Source organism: Mycetocola sp. Y719 (assembly GCF_056713205.1).
In genome coordinates, this window is sequence record NZ_JBWYGY010000002.1 from 358,635 (window position 1) to 378,691 (window position 20,057).

A 20,057-nucleotide genomic window follows, 5' to 3' on the forward strand; every position below is an offset into this window, starting at 1 on the left:
AGATACTATTCATGGCAGAGCCCTCCGGCACACTTTCGAACACGCCGGACTCCTCCGAGCTCCTCACCGGCGAAGCCGTCGCTCTCGACGTGCAGTCAACGAGCTTCATCCTCCGGGCTGCAGGCACCATCATCGACTTCGTCGCCACCGTGCTCCTCGCCGCCCTGTTGTTCTGGCTTCTCTTCGTCCTCGCCAACCAGGGCGTCATCGACCAGTCCGCCACAGCGGCCTTCACCACATCGATCATCGTGTTCTGCTGCGTCGTCGTTCCGACGGCCGTCGAGACCCTGAGCCACGGCCGGTCGCTCGGAAAACTCGCGGTCGGAGCGCGCGTCGTGCGCGACGACGGCGGCGCCACAGGATTCAGGCACGCCTTCATCCGCGCCCTCGTCGGCTTCTTCGAGATCTACATGACCCTCGGTGGCGTCGCCGCGCTCACCGGTCTGCTGTCCAGCCGCTCGAAGCGCCTCGGCGACCTCCTGGCGGGCACCTATGCGCAGCAGGAACGCGTGCCCCGCTACACCGATCCTGTGTTCGGCATGCCGCCTGCGCTGGCCGGCTGGGCAGAGCTGGCCGACGTTGGGCGGATGCCTGACCGGCTGTCACGTCGGATCGCCCAGTTCCTCAAGCAGGCGCCGAAGCTGACGCCGATGACGCGGGCGCGACTGGCCCAGGATCTCGCCGTGGAGGCATCCGTGTGGGTGTCGCCTGTTCCGCGCGCAGACCCCGAGCTGTTCCTCTACGCGGTCGCCGCCAAGCGGCGGGATCGTGAGTACGCTGCGCACATGCTCGAGCGCGAGCGCCTCGCCCGGGTGCAGCCGGTGCTGACCGGTCGCCCGCACGACTTCCCCGAGCGCTAGGCACGGCGCCCGGCGAGTCAGGTGAGTCTCGGCCGAACCTCCTTTGGCCGCAAAGTGCTGTCCGGCGCTTCTGTCCCCAGCCTTCAGTGGACGCAAACGGTCGCTATCCGCGACCCATAAGGACATATCGCGACCATTGAACACTCTGCACCAGCCGAAAACGGCGCCGCAGGGCCTGAGCCCCAGGACGCCGTTGCGGCGGGCGGGTCCTAGTACCGGTAGTGGTCGACCTTGTACGGGCCGTCGACGGAGACGCCGATGTATGCGGCCTGCTCCTCGGTGAGGGTGGTGAGCTCGACGCCGAGAGCGTCGAGGTGCAGGCGGGCCACCTTCTCGTCGAGGTGCTTCGGCAGCACGTAGACGCCGATCGGGTAGTTCTCGGGGTGGACGAAGAGCTCGATCTGCGCGAGCACCTGATTGGTGAACGAGTTGCTCATGACGAACGACGGATGCCCCGTGGCGTTTCCGAGGTTCATCAGGCGGCCCTCGCTGAGAACGAGGATCGACCGGCCGGTAGGCAGGCGCCACTCGTGCACCTGCGGCTTGATCTCGACACGCTCGGCACCGTCAAGCGACTCGAGGCCGGCCATGTCGACCTCGTTGTCGAAGTGGCCGACGTTCGCGACGATGGCCTGGTGCTTCATCCGGAGCATGTGCTCGGTGGTGATGACGCTGAGGTTGCCCGTTCCGGTGACGAAGATGTCGACCTGCTCGACGACGCTCTCGATCCGTGCCACCTGGTAGCCGTCCATGGCCGCCTGCAGTGCGCAGATCGGGTCGACCTCGCTGACGATCACCCGTGCTCCCTGGCCGCGGAGGGCCTCCGCCGCTCCCTTGCCGACGTCTCCGTAGCCGACGACGAAAGCGACCTTCCCGCCGATGAGCACGTCGGTGGCGCGGTTGAGGCCGTCAGGGAGCGAGTGCCTGATGCCGTACTTGTTGTCGAACTTGCTCTTCGTGACCGAGTCGTTCACGTTGATCGCAGGGAACAGAAGCTCGCCGGCCTTCGCCAGTTCGTAGAGGCGGTGAACGCCGGTCGTTGTCTCCTCGGTGACACCCATGAGCTCTGCGCCGATCTTCGTCCAGCGGTCGGACGACGCGGCAAGCGAGCGACGGAGCAGGTCGAGCACGACCCGGCCCTCTGTGCTGTCCCCGTCCGTGGTTTCGGGCACCGCACCGGCCAGTTCGTACTTCCTGCCGTTGTGGACGAGCAGGGTCGCGTCGCCACCGTCGTCGAGGATCATGTTCGGGCCGGTCCAGTCGGCCCCTGCCGCTTCGGCCTCGGCGCTCCAGTCGAAGATCTGCTCGGCGCACGCCCAGTACTCCTCGAGGGTCTCGCCCTTCCAGGCGAACACGGGCACACCGGCCGGGGCGTCGACGGTGCCGTTCGGGCCGACGGCGATGGCCGCGGCGGCCTCGTCCTGGGTGGAGAAGATGTTGCAGCTCGCCCAGCGCACCTGCGCGCCGAGGGCGACGAGTGTCTCGATGAGCACAGCGGTCTGGACTGTCATGTGCAGGGAGCCGGCGATGCGGGCGCCGGCGAGCGGCTGCGAGGTGCCGAATTCCTCGCGGAGGGCCATGAGCCCTGGCATCTCGTTCTCGGCCAGCCGGATCTGGTGGCGGCCGGCTTCAGCGAGCGAGAGGTCGCGGACCTGGAAAGCCAGGGCGGACGTGGATTCGACAGCGGATGCTGCGGGCGGAGTAAGCGTCATGCCTTCATTCTCGCAGACCCCGCCGGAGCGTGAACCGGGGGTCAGGCGGTCGAGTCGACGTCGCGCAGGATCTGGTGCCGGATGACCTGCCAGCCCTGCGGCACGCTCATCCGCTCCGCGTGGATGGAGCAGAGGTCGTAGGTGTGTGGCTCGCGGGACAGGCTCAGGGGGCCGAGTACGGCCATCGAGTCCCCGTAGTCATAGGTGAGGGTCGACACCGCGTCGCGGGAGCATCCGACTTTCGAACAGGGCCTGTCAAACATTCTCATCACCATACAAGCCCCGCAGGGGTTCGCCCGGGCACCTCGCCGGGAGGACGGCCGATGGCGAATAGGATGGCGTCATGGCCAGACGCACTTCCCGGAGCAGCACATACGCTCGGCGGGCGGTCCGTCACGACCGGCACGGGCGCTCCGAACGGAGTGCGGCGACCGGCCCGCACCTGGATCCACTGAAGAACCGCATCGACTCGTTCGACATGACCGTCGCGGCCGCAGCCGATTTCCTCCGCAGCGCCTGGCCCGAAGACCTCGCGAACGTCCGCTACGAGGTCGGCGCCATGCCGATGGGCGCACTTCCGGACGGTACGGTGCCGCGGTGGTGGACAAGCGCGGCCGAGCGGCGCATCGTGCTCTACCGCCTGCCCATCCAGCGGATGAGCAAGCTGCACCGCGACGACGACCTGCACCAGCGCATGATGATCGAGAGTTGTGTCTTCCGGGCCACAGCCGAACTCATCGGCAAGGACCCGTGGGACCTGGGCCCCGATCGCTTCCACTTCTGACGCGGCGGTTATCTCGGGTAGACGGTGACCGGTGACGCCGACGGATTCGCCGGCTGGATGGCGTATGCGGAGAATCCGGCCGTCCCCCAGTAGCTGACCTGCGCGTGCAGACCGTCTGTGCCGGAGATGTCGTATGCCATCCCCGAGCGGACCGACGCTGCTATCGCCGATCCGGCCGGCACGTCGAGGGTCGTCTCGCCGCCGTTCCGGTCGGTGAGCACGACCTCGGCGTCGTCGGCCGTCGGGTTGAACAGGTGCACTCGGGGACCCTGGCCGGGTGCGACGGCGATCTTCGTGTCGTCGACGAGCGGGCCGGATGCTCCGAACCAGGCGAAGTCGGTGGTCTCCCCTGCCGCTGCCGTCGTGTGGGCGGCGGCGACGACGGGCAGGTCTGACGTGATCTTCACGGCGTAGCTCCCCGTCGGGAGGTTCGTCAGGTTCACTTCGCTGACGATGCCGCCCTCGAAGTCGTAGGTCAGAGGCAGCGGTGCTTCAGCGCCCTGTTCGCTGACGAAGTCCAGGGTGACGCTCGCGGGTTCGGTGCCGGGAACGAGGATGCGGATCGCGGCGATGCGGTCGTCGTATGTCGCACCGACGGCCGTGGGTGCGGAAGCGGCGAGGACGACACCCGGAATCATCTGTTCGGTCGCAGGAGGCGTCGTTGCCGCTGAGAGTTCGACTCCCTCGGGCGTGATGCCCCTGACCGTGCTCTGCTGCAACACGGCGGAGACCTGGCCGCCTGTGGTCTGCACCCGGATGACCGGGTTGCGGACTCCCGGCACGAAGCTCGCGAGGGAGAACAGGCGCTGTTCGCCCGCGTTGACGATGATGCCCGTTGCCCCTGGGGCTTCGATCTCACCCGTCTCGCTGAAGAATGAGAGGTCGATGACCGCGTCTGCGCGCGTGGGGTTGTTGAGCGAGAGGATGCTCGTGCGCCCGACGTCGGTCGATCCGCCCACCAGCCAGCTGTCAGCGCTCACTTCACCGCACGCGGTGGCGGCGAATCCGCTGAGGTCGTCGAGCGCTGACGCCTGCGACTGGGCCGCGGCGATCGGCGGAGTGCCCTCCCCCGGTTCGCTGGCGACGCTGACGACCGTGGGCAGCCCGAACTGATCCCCGGTCAGGTTGTCAGGCGCGGTGAGGGCTGTCTGTTCGGGAGCGGTGTCCGTCGCGATCGCGGCGCCAGGGTTGCCGAACGCGGAGGCGGCGCCGGCTGAGGCGACGTCGTCGCCCTGCCGGAGCAGCGGACCCGGGCAGAGGCGCGACTGGTCTGATGCCGTCGGGGTGACCGTCGAGCTCGGGGCGTCGACGGAGTAGACCGGCAGGTCCAGCCGTCCGACGGCGACGATGGAAACGAGCGCGACGGCGATGCCGACCGCTCCGCTGATCACCCGGCCGCTGGTCACGGCGATGCGTCGCTTATCGGCCATGGGAGTTCTCGCTTTCGGCGGGTGAGCCCGGCACAAGGGCGTCAGGCTGTCGGTCGTCGTCGCGGTCTGCGGTCTCGGCGGCGAGGGTGGCGTCGTCTGCGGACTCGTCGGCCACCGCCTGCTCGGCCTCGCGTTCCTCCGCCTCTTCCGACTCGGCGGCCACGCGGAGTTCGACTGCCTTCTCCGCCTCGGCCTCCGCCTTCTGCTCGGCCCTCTCGGCGCGGCTCAGCCGCTGCGCCGGCTCGGCTTCACGCCTGCCGATGGTGCGCGGACGACCTTCGGCAGCGCGTCTCGATGCCGCTGTCGGGATCGACAGGAGCAACGCGAAGCCGAACACCAGCGCGAGGCCGACCAGCACGAGGGTAGACAGGAACGGCACAGGATTGGGGGTCGCCGGTGGCGAGATCTCACCGTCGAAGCGCCAGAGCGTTCCGCGGTCGGTGAGACCGACGTGCGCGAGCACAGCGTTCGAGTCGAGGGATGTCGCCGCCCGGTTGGTCATCGACTGAGCCGGCCCCGCGACCTCCTCGCCGAGTTCGGTTGCGGCAGGGGTGAGCAGGATGAACTGGACGCCGAAGTCGGTGAGGAGTTCGCTGGGGTCGAGTCCGCCCTGCGAGACGAGGTTGGCGGCGAGGACGGCCACATCTTCGTCGTCTTCGGTCAATGCGGGGTTGGTCGACACCAGGGTCGACTGATTGTCGAGGGTGTCTCCGATCCCTTCGACCACGCGGGCGGAGATCCCGCCGTCCGGCTGCGGCGTGAGGGTGAGGGTGCGGGTCGCGGGGTTCGCGGCCGCGGCAGCCGTCACGTATGCGGGAAGGGTGCGGCCGTTGCCTGCCGTGATCTGTCCGTGGCCGGCGGGGAGGGCTGCGGCCATGGGAACGGCAAGGACGACGGCGAGCACGCCGATGACGAGGGCAGGAACAGCTGCCGTCCGACGGAGGCTGTCGAATCCGACGATGACGGCGCCGACGAGACCGAGCCAGTACAGGCTCAGTCCGGCTCCGGCCCAGATCGAGGTCGGTGCCGAACCGGTGATGCTGACCAGCAGGTGGGTGGCGCCGAATGCCGTGACGAGTCCGAGCAGCCCGACGAAGAGCAGAACAGCCGCCCGCTGGCTCCCCGGAAGGAAGAGGGCGAGCAGCGCCATCACGGCGAGTGGTGCGAGGAGCAGCGGGACGAGGAGGTGGGCGGGCACGCCTGTCAGCCCGATGGCATCCGTCACGCCGTCCCAGCCGGGGTTACCAGACGGGAGGCCGAGCAGGAGCTGCCAGCCTGTCGGGCGGTCGACGACGACGGCGACGCCGGGGTCGGAGAAGAGGCGGAGCCAGTTGCCGCCCACGACGCCCTGCTGCCAGACCAGCGGTGCGAAGAGAGCAGCCGTCGGCAGGATCAGCCAGACCACACGAGCCAGGTGACGACCCGCGAATATGAGCGCGAGAAGCCAGATCGCCAGGAGTGCCGGCGCGAGCGACGGCGCGATCGCGATCGTCGCAGCGAGCAGGACGGATGCCACGGCCGCAGAGCCCCACGAGCGGGCGGCGACGCAACCGCTGTAGAACAACCAGGGAAGGAGGAGGTGGACGAGGATGCCGGTGATCTGCCCCGAGACGAGCGCGGAGAGGAAGGTCGGGGCGACGGTCCAGAGCACTGCCGCGACCATGCGGTATGCGCTGCGCTCGGTGAGCCTGGTGGCCGCGAACCATCCACCGAGGGTCGCAAGCGGAAGCGCGAGCAGCGTGACGAGGACGAGGGAGTACGACGGGTCCCAGAAGGTGATCGTTCCGACAACGGCGAGCACGGCGGAGAACGGGTCTGCTGCGCCGGTGAAGCCGAGGCCGATCTGGCGCCAGCCATAGCCGACGTGCTGCCAGAGGTCGCCGACAGCGGCGGACAACGGAAGGAGGGTGCCTCCTTCGACCGCGGTCGCCGCGAGCAGGTTGAAGAACAGACCGGCGCTGACGAGGGCCGACCCGATCACGAGCCATCCGCCGCCACCGGTGAAGAAGCGGAGGTCGCTGCGTTCGATCGTGTAGACGGCCGCCCCGGATTCCCGGCGGAGCCTGCGGCGTCTTCTCACCTCGCCGAACGGGATCCGCAACGCCTGGAGCGACGACCAGCCGACAGTCTTCGCCTGACGGAGGTTCCTCCTGGCGCGGAACACCCTGACGGGGCTGAACGCTACCCGGAATGCCGCTGCGATCTCGGAGCCGACGAGATCGGGTTGCTTGCCGATGATTCGGCGGATGCCGCGCAGGATGCCGAGTGGCACGAGGGTGAGCCAGTGCAGCCAGACGACCGCAGCGGGCGCGTAGACGAGCCGGCGGTACAGCTGTGCGCCCCTGGACTGGCGGGCCCGCTTCCGTCGCGCGCCGGGCCTGTTGGACCTCGACGGTCCTGCGATGCCTGCCCCAGCTGTCAGAACCGTCGCAGCGGGTACGACGGTGACACGGTGGCCTGCGAGGCGTGTCCTCGTGCAGAAGTCGAGGGCGTCGTCTGCCGAGCCGAAGGCGGTGTCGAATCCGCCGAGCTCCTCCCACACGGTGTGGCGGACGAGCATCCCTCCTGGCGCGACACCGAGGACATCGCTCACGGTGTCGTGCTGGCCCTGGTCGAGTTCGTTCTCGACCAGGTAGACGGTCGCACCCAACGGGGTCACCGACTCACCGAGAGAGACGATCGTCGACCCGTCGGTCGCATCCTTGAGTTTCGGGCCCGCGACGGCCACGGAAGGCGCGACTTCGATCGCGCCGAGCAGGCGTTCGAGCGCATCCGGCTCCGGTGCCGTGTCCTGGGCGAGCAGCCACAGGAACTCGTCTGCGCTCTCCGGCTGCTCGATGACGCGGATTCCGGCGGTGAGGGCCTGACCGAAGTTCAACCGCTCCCCTGATGTGACGATGCGGTCGACAGCAGCCTTCTCGAGGGCGAGCGTCGTGGCTGCCGGCGCGGCGCACGCGACGGCGATGACGGCGTCAGGTTGCCTGGACTGGGCGGCAAGCGCGTCGAGGGTGCCCTGAAGGCTGCCGGCGCCGGCAGGGCCGGAGCCGTCATGCACGACAAGGATTACGGTAACTCGGGGAGACATCGCGTCCAGACTATGTCGGGTGCGACGCTCGGCATCCGACTGCATCGGCGTGGCACGATATCGCCACGACCACCGGCGCGAAGCGCGTCAGCTCCGACGCGTCAGGCGCCGATCCCGCCTGGACCGGCGACTCCATCTCGGGCGATGCCGGGGCGAACGGCCTCAGACGGCGCGCTTCTTGAGCTTGCGACGCTCACGCTCGGAGAGGCCACCCCAGATGCCGAACCGCTCGTCGTTCTCGAGGGCGTATTCGAGGCACTGCGTCCTGACCTCGCAACTCGTGCAGATGCGCTTGGCATCCCGCGTCGAGCCGCCCTTTTCGGGGAAGAATGCTTCAGGGTCCGTCTGCGCGCAGAGTGAATCCGTCTGCCAGGCCAGTGGGTTGTCATCTTCGACAGCCTTGCGAACCCCAGGCACACCCAACTGGACCGGATCAATGAACCAGTCTTCGGGAACACCAGAGCGATATTCAGGTGACATATCTCTCTCCCCACTCAATGCCTGTGCGCCACGCGGCGCTAGTCATAATTACACCCGTGTAGTTCGCTCACGTCAAGTCGCAGATGGTAAACCCTCAACCCCCAATGGAGGGTTCATCCCGCGTTCACCGGCGTGTCGGGAGAGGAGGCGCTTTCGGATTTCGACTGTCGGGCCAACCGTGGCCCGCCGCTCGATCTCCGCGCGTCGCGAGCTACGCTCGCGGCGCTCGGACGGTTGAGCGAGCCTGCCACGCACTCTCGACCATCTCGGCGAGCGAGTGCCGCATCTCCCAGTCGAGGTCACGCGCAGCGAGCTCGCCTGAGGCGACGATGCGCGCAGGATCCCCCGGGCGACGCGGCGCCATCTCGGGCGTGAACTCGATTCCGGTCACGTCGCGGACGGCGGTCATGATCTCCCCCACAGAGACGCCGTCGCCCGAACCGAGGTTGTAGACCGCCTCGATCGGCTCGCCCGCGTCCAGCCGCTTCGCGGCGGCCACATGCGAGAGGGCCAGGTCCGCGACGTGCACGTAGTCGCGCACGCACGTTCCATCCGGTGTCGGGTAGTCGTCGCCGAAGATCTTCGGCGAGCGACCGTCGAGGAGCGCGTCGAAGAGCAGCGGGAACAGATTGTGCGGGCTCGTGTCGTAGACGTCCTGGTAACCGGAGCCGACAACGTTGAAATACCGGAGCGACGTGTGGGTGAGCCCGGCGGCGACGCCCTGGTCCCTGAGGATCCACTCACCGATCAGCTTCGACTCCCCATACGGCGACTGGGGGTTCTTCGCCGTGTCTTCGGTGACGAGGTCGGTGTCCGGGGTGCCGTACACGGCCGCGCTGGAGGAGAAGACGATCCTGGAGACGCCTTCGTCCGCCATGGCCTGGAGGAGGACGAGTGTCCCCGTCACGTTCTGCGCGTAGGTGTGAAGCGGCCGCTGGACAGAGACGCCCGCGTACTTGAAGCCGGCCACGTGCACGACGCCGGTGACGTGGTGCTCGCGGAGGGCGGAGGACACGACGTCACCATCGAGGATGTTCCCCTGCACGAACGGAACTCCTGCAGGGAGGAAGGAATCATGTCCGGAGGAAAGGTCGTCGAGGACGACGACGTCCATCCCCTGTTCGACGAACGCACGGACGACGTGGGCGCCGATGTATCCGGCTCCTCCAGTGACCAGCCAGGTCATATTTCCTCCTCGGTGTCGGGCCTCGGACGACGCCCGACACCGAGCCTAGAGCACGCCTCCCCTGCGGTGAGGGGCTCAGCGGAGGCCGGCCACGAGGGGCCGTCCGAGGGAGTCGGTCTTCTCGTTCGATGCCGGTCCGAAGGTACGTTCGGGCATCCGGCGGAATCCGTCGCGTCGCAGTTCGGCGACGGTGGCGATCGTCGCGAAGACGACCGCGGCCACTATCAGGATCATGAACATCATCATGGCTGTAAATCTATGGATTGCGAGTTCCCGCCAACAGTGGCAGACTTGCCACTGTTCGATCCTTTTCTGCCAAAGCTGGAGGCGTCCGGAATGCTCAAGAAAATCGTGGTCATCGCACTCCCCGAGATGGCGCCGTTCGAGTTCGGCGTGATCTGCGAGGTCTTCGGCATCGACAGGTCCGACATGGGAGGACCCGCGTTCGACTTCCACATCGTTGCGGCGACACCGGGGCCGATCCGCACGAAACTCGGGTTCGACATCATTGTCACCGAGGGCCTCGACGAGGCCGAGGACGCCGACCTCATCGCCGTACCCGCGTACTACTTCGGAGAGCTCGATCCCCGCACTGTCGAGGTCCTCCGGTCGGCAGAGGCCAGGGGGGCATGGATCCTCAGCGTCTGCAGCGGAGCATTCGCACTGGCGGAGGCCGGCATCCTCGACGGGAGGCGAAGCACCACCCACTGGATGTACACCGACAGGCTCACCCGCGACTATCCCGCGACGACGGTCGACCCGGACGTCCTGTTCGTCGAGGACCGCCACGTCATCACCGGAGCGGGAACGGCGGCCGGAATCGACGCGTGCCTGCACCTGGTGCGCAAGGAACTCGGTGCAGCGGCAGCGAACGTCATCGCGAGGCGGATGGTCGTCCCGCCGCAGCGGGACGGAGGGCAGGCGCAGTTCATCGAGGCCCCCGTCCACGAACGCCAGAGCGACTCGTTCGCCGGAGTGACGGCCTGGATGCTCGAGAACCTCGCGGACGATCTCCCCGTCGACGTCCTCGCGACGAAGGCGCACATGTCCGAGCGCACGTTCGCCAGGCGGTTCCGGGCCGAGATGGGAGCCACCCCGGCTGCCTGGCTCAACCGCCAGCGTCTGATCAGGTCGCAGCATCTGCTGGAACAGACCGATTTCGGCCTCGAACAGGTGGCCGCTGAAGCCGGATTCGGATCGTCCGCTGTGATGCGTCACCACTTCCTGAAAGTGCTGCACACGACACCGAACGCCTACAGGAACACCTTCAGCTGCACGGGAGAGCCGGCGATGACCGCCGTCTGACCCATGCGGTCAGAGGCGCGTCGTCGCGACGAAGAGTTCCCCGGCACCCGTGACGGTCAGCCGGACCTCGTCCGGGGTGACGTATACGGCCTCACCCTGGCCGAGCTCGATCGTGCCTGACGCCCCGCTGACCCTCAGGCTCCCGGCAGTGGCGATGGCGATCGCCGGCCCGGGGAGGTCGATCGCCGCAGGCCGGCCGTCGACAGGGACGATGTGCGCCAGCTCGAAATCGGGGACGTCAGGCCGGTAGACCTCGACGCCGTCAGACGGGCGGGCGGACTCGAGGTACGGCAGGGGCAGCGGCGTGAAGTCGAGGACGCTGAGGAGCTCCTGCACGTCGATGTGCTTCGGCGTGAGTCCTCCGCGGAGCACGTTGTCGCTCGCTGCCATCAGTTCGACGCCGAACCCGCGCAGGTAGGCGTGGATGTTCCCGGCGGGCAGATAGAGGACCTCTCCCCTGGAGAGGGTGACGCGGTTGATCAGCAGGGACACGACGATGCCGGGGTCTCCCGGGTAGAACTCGGAGAGCAGCCTCACCGTGTCGACGGCGGGGGTGAGCTCAGCGGATGCCGCGGCGTCGGTGACGGCGGTGACGAGCACGGAGACGTCGTCGCCGAGCAGGGAGGCGACCACCCGGCGGAGGACGTCGGCATCCTCACCGTCGAGCGACTCCCGGAAATCGGCAAGCGCGGCACGTGCCTGGTCCGCGAGCCCAGGGGCGGCGAGCAGCGCGTCGACGTCTGCGGCGGCCTCGGCGACGGGACGGAACCCGCAGAGGGCGTCGAAGGTGGGGCTCAGCGCGAAGATGAGCTCCGGTTTGTGGAACGCGTCCCTGTAGTTGCGGTCGGCGGCTCCGAGCGGGATCCCTGCGGCGTTCTCGCGCTCGAAGCCTTCCCTGGCCTGTGCCGGTGACGGGTGCGCCTGCAGCGAGAGCGGGGCGTCAGCGGCGAGGAGCTTGAGCAGGAACGGCAGCCGCGGTTCGCTGAGACCGGCGGATGCCGGGTCGGCGGCGACCCAGTCGGCGAGCGTGTCGTGCCCTCCGGCTGCCCCTGGCGAAAGGATGCGCGCGGGCGAACCCGGGTGTGCGCCCAGCCACAGTTCCGCTTCAGGGGAGCCGGACGGCGTCGAGCCGAGCAGTCCGGCGATCGCGGTGGTCGACCCCCATGCGTAGTCGCGGGGGGTGTTGGCAATGGGAACGAACACGGACAGGCCTCATCGATCGTCAATGGTGTGCTGGGTTATCGCCACCCTACAAGAGCCGACGTTCAGCAATCGGCCGCGCTTGTCCGTTCGGCCAACGACGTTGTCGGCCGAACAGCGCATCCCTAGGCTGCAAGGAGTTTTCCGCACGGAACATCCCAGACGCAATGGAGCCAGCATGTCGTTCGAACCCCTCGCCAGCGATTTCTACGGATTCGAAACACTCCTCTCGGCGAGGGAACAGGACGCCCTGATGCGACTCCGCAGCTATATGGAGGGCACCGTCCGCCCGGTCATCAACGACTACTGGGAGCGGGCGGAGTTCCCCCACGACCTCATCTCCTCGTTCATGGAGACCGACGTGGCCCGTTACCCGTTCCCCGAGACCCGCCCGTTCGAGAACACCGCCGTCTTCCGCGGCCTCGCCGCCATGGAGATGGCGAGGGTGGACGCGTCGATGGCCACGTTCATCGGCGTGCAGGAGGGCCTCGCGATGGGCTCGATCAGCGTCTGCGGTTCGCAGGAGCAGCGGGACGAATGGCTCCCGAAGATGGCGTCGGGTGAGGTGCTCGGCGCATTCGGCCTGACCGAACCGCTCTCGGGCAGTGACAGCGCCAGGGGTCTTCGCACGACGGCCACGCGCACGGGAGACTCGTGGACGATCAACGGGGCGAAGCGCTGGATCGGCAATGCGACGTTCAGCGACATCACGATCATCTGGGCGAAGGACACGGCCGACGACCAGGTGAAGGGGTTCATCGTTCCCACCTCGACGCCCGGCTACACGGCAACGAAGATCGAACGCAAGATCGCCCTGCGCCCTGTGCAGAACGCGGACATCACGCTCGAGGACGTCGTCGTGCCCGAGAGCATGCGTCTGCAGAACTCCCGGTCGTTCCGGGACACCGCGAAGGTTCTCCGCCTGACCAGGGCGGCAGTGGCCTGGTCGAGCGTCGGAGTATCCGTCGGTGCGTACGAGGCAGCGGTGGCATACGCGAAGGAGCGCGAACAGTTCGGCAAGAAGATCGCCGAGCACCAGCTCGTCCAGGATCTCCTTGCCAGGTGCCTCGGAAACATCACGGCGTCGATGGCGTTGTGCGTCCGGGTCTCCCAGATGCTCGACGAGGGCACGCAGAAGGACGAGCACTCCGCCCTGGCGAAGGGCTTCTGCACGTCGAAGATGCGTGAGACGGTGGCGTGGGCACGCGAGTCGATGGGCGGGAACGGCATCGTGCTCGACTACGAGGCCGCGCGGTTCTTCGCCGACGCCGAGGCGCTCTACTCCTACGAGGGCACCCGCGAGATGAATGCACTGATCGTCGGCCGCGCCATCACAGGCACGGCCGCATTCGTCTGATCCGTCCCCCCAGGCGTCCGAAACGCTCACGCAGTCGGAACAGGACGGAAACGCGGCCGAAACGGCGCGCGGGTCACTATGGAACATGACCCAGAGAACCGGAAAGGCCGCACAGGCTGATCTCCGCTGCGAGGCGTGCGGACAGCTCCCTGAGGCGCCCCGCGTGAGACTCACCGTCGCAAACATCGCAACGGTTCTGCCGATCGAGCTGCTCGTCCATGCCGTCGTCCTGCAGACGGGTCTGCCGTACCTGGCCAAGGTCTCCGTCCTGGCCCTGAGCGCGACAGCCCTCGTCATCTGGGTCGCGGAACCGTCGGTCAGGCGGATGCTCCGTGCCTGGCTGCACGCGGGCGAACTGACGAGGCACCGGAGGCTTCACAGCTCGCCGTCGCTCTGGCGCGCCCGCCTCGTCGTCCCAGACGAGCCCGGCGCCCTTCAGCGCATCACGCGCGCCCTCGCCCGTCTCGACGTGAACATCCTCAGCATCCAGACTCAGCCGCTCCAGGAAGGGACGCTCGACGATCTCGTGGTCGGGGCCCCCCACGGTCTCACCGGCCACGACCTGGAGACCGTGCTCCTCGGCGCAGGCGGCCGCGAGGTTCTCGTGTCGCCGACGACGCCCGTCTCGCTCATCGACGGCCAGACCCGGGCGCTGAACCTCGCCACCCGGGTCGTCGGCGATCCGACAGACCTTCCCGGCGTCCTCGCGGAACTGCTCGGCGCCGACCAGGCGGCTGTCGGCCTCTCCTCCGCCGAAGTTCGGGCGCGTCTGGCGGACGGCACCATGCTCAAGGTGCCGTCGCCATCCTCGGGTGTCCTGCTCTTCCACCGCAGGGGCGTGCCGTTCACTCCCGTCGAATCGGCTCGGGCCCACCGGCTCGCCGAACTCGCCGAGATCTCCGAATACACCAGGTGACCGGCCAGGGGCAACCAGTTGGTGTGCAGGATGCCGCCCTGACAGAATTCGGGAGTGGACGGCGACCGCCGGATCCGCAGGACACAGAGGGGGACCTGTGAGCGCGCGCGTGCGACTCCGCCCCGGATGCCATCTTGCGGTGAGCTGGGGAATCGCCGACCAGTTCGGCGGGATGACAGCGGCGCTCCTGCACCGCTCCCGCGCCTTCGTGAGGCTGGGTGGCGTCGAGGTCGACGTCGTCACGTTCGACCTCCGACCGGACTACCCCGCCGTCGCCGAGCGGCTGCGGACCGCAGGTGAACTCATCGACGGCATGCGGCTGCACAACCTCTGGGACTGGCTGAGGGATCACGCCCCGTCCGTCGACGCCGACGCCGCCGATGCGGCGGCTCGCGCCGTGTTCACGCCGCTCGGCGTCGACCCGGCGTACGGATCCGAATGGCGTGACGGCCGGGAGATGACCCGGATCCGGTACGCCGATGACGGCACCACCCAGCTTCAGGTCGACCACTATCGCCTCGACGGCAGCCTCGCCGCATCCGACCGTCGTGACGTCCGCCGTCGCGGAACGACCGGGGGCCGCTCGATCGTCTGGTGCGACAGGGACGGCCGGCCCCTCCGTCGGTGGACGCAGGCCCGCTCGCTCTACCGCTGGTGGCTCGACCGTCTCAGGGACGACCGCCCGACCACTCTCATCGTCGACAGCAAAACCAGCGCCCGGTTCCTCCTCGGCTACCGGCGCCGTGGCCTCCTGACCTTCCACGTCGTCCATGCCTCACACCGGCAGGGCAAGGAGGGGACGGCAGTGCGGGCGTCACGCGCCGACGTGTTCGGGTCCCCGGACGGGTTCGACAGGCTCGTCTTCCTCACCCAACGCCAGCGCAACGACGCCAGGGAGCTCCTCGGGCCAGACGCCCCGCTCACCGTGATCCCCAACAGCAGGACCATGGCTCCCGGCGGGCCGACGCCGGCGCCAAGGGACGCCGGGCGAGGCATCGTCCTCGCCTCGCTGGAGAAACGCAAACGCGTCGACCATGCCGTCCGCGCCGTCGCGAACGCCTCATCTCCTGCGACTCTCGACATCTTCGGGGACGGGCCCGAACGACACCGCGTCGAGCGCGCAGCGGCCCGGGCACCCGGTATCACCGTCCACGGCTACCGCGCCGACGCGAGCAGCGAACTCGGCCGGTCATCGTTCCTCCTGCTCTCGTCCAGGAGTGAGGGCTTCCCCCTCGTCCTCGTCGAGAGCATGGCGAGCGGATGCCTCCCCATCGCCTACGACATCCCGTACGGCCCAGCCGACATCATCCGCAACGGGCACAACGGATTCCTCGTCCCTGCCGGCGACGTCGCCGGCCTCACCGCAGCCGTCGACCACCTCATCGGGCTCCCCGCCGAGCAGGTCGCCGCGCTCAGACGCAACGCGGTGCGCACGGCCGCCCGCTTCTCCGACGACGCGGTCACCGCCAGATGGGCACGGGAGATCGACCGTGCCGCCGTCGGGAGAGGGAACCCGCCTGCCGCTCCCGTCCGCGCGGTCACATTCCGCCTCCGGCGCGGAATCGCCAGACGCGTGCGGCTCCTGCGGCAGCGGTCGAACCGGTCGGGCGAGGCCGCAGGACGGGGCTGAGGCGACACGTCAGGCCGACCGGCTGCGCACGGCGGTCCGTACAGCCGCGCTCGCCTATACTTGCGACGACCCGAGGCGGATGCCGCCCCATTGTCGAGCCCGGCCGCTGCGGCCAGAATGGCGTGGATGCTGTGAGAACACCGTGGTGAGCCGGCGGCGCCTGCTGAGTTTCACGGGCGGTTACGGGGCATCCGTCATCATCAGCGGCATCATCAGCATCGCCGTCCTGCCGGCCATCATCATCCTCGCCGGCGAGGCGGCGTGGGCTGAGATCGCGGTCGCCCAAGGCGTCGCCGGGTTCGCGTACGTCCTCGTCGTCTTCGGCTGGGGGGTGACGGGACCGACCGAGGTGGCGAGCCTGCCGCCCGAGTCGCGGGGCCGTTTCTACCTCGACTCCCTCGTCAGCAGGTGCTGGCTGCTGCTCGTCGTGCTTCCGCCGACGATCGTCGTCGCGCTCCTGTTCAGCACCAACTATCGCCTGATCGCAGCGATGACCGTCGTCACCGGGCTCGTCGCCGCGCTGTCCGGTGCCTGGTTCTTCGTCGGCGAGGCCAGCCCCGGGCGATATTTCGTGCTCGACACGATCCCGAAGAGCATCGGCACGCTTGCGGGAGCCGGCCTGCTCTTCGTGACCAACGACGCGCTCTGGTTCATCGTGGTGCAGGGCCTCGGCTCGGTCACGGCCATCGCGCTGAGCACGGCGAGCATCGCGAAGCGCTATCCGGGCTGGGTACGTGACTTCTCGCCGCGCAGCGCGTTCCGCCGGTTGTCCGGCCAGTCGGCCGCCGTCGCCATGTCCGCGACGAGTGCCGTCTATGTCAACCTCCCGATCCTCATCGTCGGCGCGTTCGCCGGCACCCAGGCCACGGCGGCATACGCCCTTGCCGAGCGGCTCATGCGGTTCGCCCTCATGGCGACCCGACCGATGGTGCAGGTGGCGCAGAGCTACGTACCGTCGAAGGACCTCGGCGACCAGGCCCGCCGGTCACGCGTGGTCATCAGGATCGCCGTCGCCACCGGCATCCTGGGCGGCCTCGCCTTCGCGGTGGCCACCCCGTGGATCGTCGTCCTCTTCTCCGGCAGCGGACTGGCGATCTCGTACGCGCTCTCGATCCCCCTCGGCGTCGCGCTCGGCGCCATGCTCGTCTCCCAGATCACCGGCTTCGCCTGCCTCACGGCGTTCGGTCTGACCAGGGCGCTGGCGACGAGCACGATCGCCGGCGCGATCAGCGGCGCGATCCTCCTCGTGCCGCTCATGCTCCTCTTCGGGACGCCGGGTATCGCCGCAGGACTCGCCGTGTCCGAGATCGTCGTCCTCGTCGTCCAGCTGGCGAAGCTTCGGCCGTTCCTCTGGCAGCGCGATACCCTGACTGCATGACCTCGCCGACCGTCGCGCCTCCCGAAGCGCTCTCGACGCCGCGACTGTGGGCGTCAGGCATCGGTACCCTCGCCCTCTTCGTCGCGCTGGCCGGCGACGCCGTCAGACACCTGCTCGGCCTGTGGGGCTTCGTCGCCGTGTGCTTCGTCGTGGTCGCGGCGTGCCTGACCATGGTCGTGATCCTCAAGCCACGTGGGGACCGCCGCCTGGTTCCGAAGGCACTTGTCGCGTTCATCGGGTTCGCCATCCTCTCGATCGCCTGGTCCGCATACCCCGGCGCGAGCGTGTTCACCCTGACCGGCATGCTGCTGTGCACGATCGTCGGTGTCTTCCTCGCCCTCGCCTACGACTGGCCCGAGGTCGTCAGGATGTTCTCCAACGCCATCAAGTGGGTCCTGGCGCTCTCCCTGCTCTTCGAGCTCTGGGTGTCGATCGTGGTCCGGGATCGGGTGCTGCCGTTCTGGGTGGATTTCGGGGATGACCCCCCTCTCCTGGCCTTCTGGTCGCGCAACCTGCTCTTCGACGGCGGCAAGATCCAGGGCATCCTCGGAAACTCGAACCTGCTCGGCATCATCGCCCTGTTCGGCCTGATCGTGTTCAGCCTGCAGTGGGCGGCAGGGACCGTACGCCGCCGGTCGGCGATCCCCTGGCTCATTATCGCCGCCGCCGTGTTCGCCCTCACCCGGTCGAGCACGATGATCATCGCCGCTGTCGTGGTCGTGCTCGTGCTCGCGGCGGCCCTGCTCATCCGCAACGCCGGCACGCCGGCCGGGCGCACGCCCGTCTACCTGGCCTTCGCCGGCGTCGTGGTCGCGGCAGCAGCGGGCGTCGCACTGTTCAGCGAGCAGGTGCTCGGCCTGTTCGGGAAGAGCGACGACCTCACCGGCCGCCTCGACATCTGGCAGACCGTGATCGGCGCCGCGGCAGAACGGCCGTGGTTCGGCTGGGGATACTCGAGTCCCTGGGTGCCGTGGGCAGAGCCGTTCACCGACCTCGTCGTCCGCCGCGGGGTGCTGCAGCTGCACGCGCACAACGCCTGGCTGGACGTCTGGTTCCAGCTCGGCATCGTCGGGCTCGTCCTCTTCGCCGCTCTTCTCGTGAGTGTGACCTGGCGGTCCTGGTTCGCCGCCGTCGACCGTCCCCGCGCCGGTCTCGATGATTCGCTCCCCTACTCGCCGCTGTCGCTCCTTCCGATCCTCCTGATGACGGTCCTGCTGGTCCAGAGCCTCGCCGAGAGCCGCATCCTCATCGAATCCGGCTGGGTCCTGCTCGTTCTGCTTGCCGTGGTCACCAAACAGCAGAGGGTCGCTGTTCCCTCCGCCAGGGCAACCAGGCGATGAGCACCGGCCGCGGACTCCCTGCGCACCGGTTAGCCGCGATCGAGAAGACCATGGGTTCAGCGCCCGTGGCGCAGGCCCTCGCCTGGTGCATCATCGGTGTGGCGTTCGGGGCGCCTGCGATCCGCAGGGTCATCGGAACTCCCGGCCTCGTCGCCATGCTCGTCACCCTGGTCGTCGGCGCCGCCGTCGTTCTCATCGCCAGGAGGCAGTACCTGGACTGGCACGGTCTGCTGCCGCTGTCGATCATCGCGTTCATCGCGTGGTGTGCCGTGTCCGTGGCGTGGAGCGGGTACCCGACCGACTCTCTCGAGGGCGCCTTCAACCTCGCCGTCTACGCGTTCCTCGGCCTCACCGTCGCCCTCACCAGGGACCTCATCCAGATCGTGCGCACGACGGGCGCCGTCCTGCGTGTGCTGCTGACGGCATCGCTCGCGCTCGAGGTCGCGAGTGGCATCATCTTCGACCAGCCGATCGGCTTCCTCGGAATCGAGGGGCTGCTCGCGAACGGCGGGCCGATCCAGGGCCTGTTCGAGACCCGCAACCTGCTCGGGATGGTCACCTCCATCGCCCTCGTCACCTTCGTCATCGAATGGCGCACGCGATCCGTGCCCAAACCGGTCGCCAGGTATTCGATCACGATCGCCGTGCTCTGCCTGCTGTTCAGCGGTTCGCCAGTGACGCTCATCGTGGTCCTCGTCCTCGCTGTGGCTTCGGCGGCGCTCTACGGCCTCAGGCGGGCCCGCCCTGAGGCACGCCGCCTGCTCCAGGGGGCACTCCTCGCCGTCGGCTCGATCTCGCTCATCGTCGTCTACCTGCTCCGCACCCGCATCATCGACCTCCTCAACGCCGGCAGCGAGTTCGAGGTGCGCTACCGGCTGTGGCTGAGCGTGTGGAACTACATCCAGATCCATCCGCTCGAGGGCTGGGGCTGGACCGGCAGCTGGCAGACCGACGAGCCGCCGTTCAACTACATCATCTGGACCGTCGGCCGCGAGCACACCTCTGCGCTCAACGCGTACCTCGACGTGTACCTGCAGGTCGGTCTCGTCGGAATCTTCGCCTTCGTCCTGCTCTGCGGCTTCGCGTTTCTCCGCAGTTGGCTGCTCGCATCCAACCGCCGCAGCACGGTGTACGCCTGGCCGGCCCTCGTCCTCGTCGCGCTCCTCGCCACCGGTATGACCGAGAGCTTCCTGCTCAGCGAGTCCGGCTGGCTCCTCCTCGTGATCTGCGCGGTGAAGGGGTCACAGGGCATGAGCTGGCGGTCCAGGCTGCCCGAGAAACCGCCCCAGGCGCAGGGGCCGGGCGCCTCGCACCCTGAGACTCTCGACTGACCCTCACAGGTGCTGCGACTAGGCTCGTCGAGGCGCAACGCGTCGAACGGTATCTCGATCAAC

17 protein-coding genes are annotated in these 20,057 nt (G+C 68.3%); 9 read left to right on the plus strand and 8 right to left on the minus strand.

The genetic code is table 11. From position 1 onward, the window contains the following. Positions 1-11: 11 nt before the first annotated feature. A complete protein-coding gene (locus tag AC1M0F_RS08095) occupies positions 12-860 on the plus strand; it encodes an RDD family protein (protein WP_480237713.1) in 849 nt (282 codons plus the stop codon). Between the two features lie 209 nt (positions 861-1,069). Here the strand turns inward: AC1M0F_RS08095 and ahcY are convergent, their stop codons facing one another. Both ahcY and AC1M0F_RS08105 read right to left on the minus strand, forming a co-directional pair. After that, positions 1,070-2,572 carry an adenosylhomocysteinase gene (ahcY, locus tag AC1M0F_RS08100; RefSeq protein ID WP_480237714.1) on the minus strand — a complete coding sequence of 501 codons (1,503 nt, stop codon included), beginning with the start codon at positions 2,570-2,572 and terminating at the stop codon, positions 1,070-1,072. A 41-nt stretch (positions 2,573-2,613) separates the two neighbouring features. Next, on the minus strand, positions 2,614-2,835 hold the full coding sequence (locus AC1M0F_RS08105; protein ID WP_480237715.1) for a DUF3499 family protein: 222 nt from the start codon (positions 2,833-2,835) through the stop codon (positions 2,614-2,616). Positions 2,836-2,915: 80 nt separating this feature from the next. Here AC1M0F_RS08105 and AC1M0F_RS08110 point away from each other — a divergent pair, with 80 nt between their 5' ends. Then, complete coding sequence (locus tag AC1M0F_RS08110) at positions 2,916-3,356, plus strand: metallopeptidase family protein (protein WP_480237716.1); 441 nt, start codon at positions 2,916-2,918, stop codon at positions 3,354-3,356. A gap of 8 nt (positions 3,357-3,364) precedes the next feature. Here AC1M0F_RS08110 and AC1M0F_RS08115 read toward each other — a convergent pair whose 3' ends face one another. The 5 genes from AC1M0F_RS08115 to AC1M0F_RS08135 all read right to left on the minus strand — a co-directional run bounded on the left by AC1M0F_RS08115 (position 3,365) and on the right by AC1M0F_RS08135 (position 9,783). Continuing rightward, the gene (locus tag AC1M0F_RS08115; protein WP_480237717.1) at positions 3,365-4,786 is read right to left on the minus strand and encodes a DUF5719 family protein; all 1,422 of its coding nucleotides are present in this window, start codon (positions 4,784-4,786) and stop codon (positions 3,365-3,367) included. Further along, positions 4,776-7,871, minus strand: a complete 3,096-nt coding sequence (locus AC1M0F_RS08120; protein WP_480237718.1) for a glycosyltransferase family 2 protein — start codon at positions 7,869-7,871, stop codon at positions 4,776-4,778. Before AC1M0F_RS08120 ends, AC1M0F_RS08115 begins: the two co-directional genes overlap by 11 nt. A 162-nt stretch (positions 7,872-8,033) precedes the next feature. Continuing rightward, positions 8,034-8,351, minus strand: a complete 318-nt coding sequence (locus AC1M0F_RS08125) for a WhiB family transcriptional regulator (RefSeq protein WP_480237719.1) — start codon at positions 8,349-8,351, stop codon at positions 8,034-8,036. 211 nt (positions 8,352-8,562) lie between these two features. Next, positions 8,563-9,537 carry a UDP-glucose 4-epimerase GalE gene (gene galE / locus AC1M0F_RS08130; protein ID WP_480237720.1) on the minus strand — a complete coding sequence of 325 codons (975 nt, stop codon included), beginning with the start codon at positions 9,535-9,537 and terminating at the stop codon, positions 8,563-8,565. 75 nt (positions 9,538-9,612) lie between these two features. Beyond that, the gene (locus tag AC1M0F_RS08135) at positions 9,613-9,783 is read right to left on the minus strand and encodes a hypothetical protein (RefSeq protein ID WP_480237721.1); all 171 of its coding nucleotides are present in this window, start codon (positions 9,781-9,783) and stop codon (positions 9,613-9,615) included. Positions 9,784-9,873: 90 nt separating this feature from the next. Between AC1M0F_RS08135 and AC1M0F_RS08140 the strand changes: the two genes are divergently transcribed. Beyond that, positions 9,874-10,842 (plus strand): GlxA family transcriptional regulator, encoded by a 969-nt coding sequence (locus AC1M0F_RS08140; RefSeq protein ID WP_480237722.1) that lies wholly within the window; start codon positions 9,874-9,876, stop codon positions 10,840-10,842. Positions 10,843-10,851: 9 nt separating this feature from the next. Here AC1M0F_RS08140 and manA read toward each other — a convergent pair whose 3' ends face one another. Continuing rightward, a complete protein-coding gene (gene manA / locus AC1M0F_RS08145) occupies positions 10,852-12,045 on the minus strand; it encodes a mannose-6-phosphate isomerase, class I (protein WP_480237723.1) in 1,194 nt (397 codons plus the stop codon). 175 nt (positions 12,046-12,220) lie between these two features. On the opposite strand from manA, the gene AC1M0F_RS08150 reads away from it, so the two are divergent. The 6 genes from AC1M0F_RS08150 (at position 12,221) to AC1M0F_RS08175 (ending at position 19,994) form a co-directional block, all read left to right on the plus strand. Next, entirely contained in the window at positions 12,221-13,399 is a 1,179-nt protein-coding gene (locus AC1M0F_RS08150) for an acyl-CoA dehydrogenase family protein (protein WP_480237724.1), read from the plus strand. A gap of 85 nt (positions 13,400-13,484) precedes the next feature. Further along, positions 13,485-14,315 carry an ACT domain-containing protein gene (locus AC1M0F_RS08155; protein WP_480237725.1) on the plus strand — a complete coding sequence of 277 codons (831 nt, stop codon included), beginning with the start codon at positions 13,485-13,487 and terminating at the stop codon, positions 14,313-14,315. Between the two features lie 139 nt (positions 14,316-14,454). Continuing rightward, positions 14,455-15,945 carry a glycosyltransferase gene (locus AC1M0F_RS08160; protein ID WP_480237726.1) on the plus strand — a complete coding sequence of 497 codons (1,491 nt, stop codon included), beginning with the start codon at positions 14,455-14,457 and terminating at the stop codon, positions 15,943-15,945. Between the two features lie 145 nt (positions 15,946-16,090). Then, the gene (locus AC1M0F_RS08165; RefSeq protein ID WP_480237727.1) at positions 16,091-17,323 is read left to right on the plus strand and encodes a lipopolysaccharide biosynthesis protein; all 1,233 of its coding nucleotides are present in this window, start codon (positions 16,091-16,093) and stop codon (positions 17,321-17,323) included. Beyond that, the gene (locus AC1M0F_RS08170; protein ID WP_480237728.1) at positions 17,320-18,663 is read left to right on the plus strand and encodes an O-antigen ligase family protein; all 1,344 of its coding nucleotides are present in this window, start codon (positions 17,320-17,322) and stop codon (positions 18,661-18,663) included. The genes AC1M0F_RS08165 and AC1M0F_RS08170 overlap by 4 nt, the downstream gene beginning before the upstream one ends. Then, positions 18,660-19,994 (plus strand): O-antigen ligase family protein, encoded by a 1,335-nt coding sequence (locus AC1M0F_RS08175; protein WP_480237729.1) that lies wholly within the window; start codon positions 18,660-18,662, stop codon positions 19,992-19,994. The genes AC1M0F_RS08170 and AC1M0F_RS08175 overlap by 4 nt, the downstream gene beginning before the upstream one ends. The last annotated feature ends 63 nt before the right edge of the window (positions 19,995-20,057 follow it).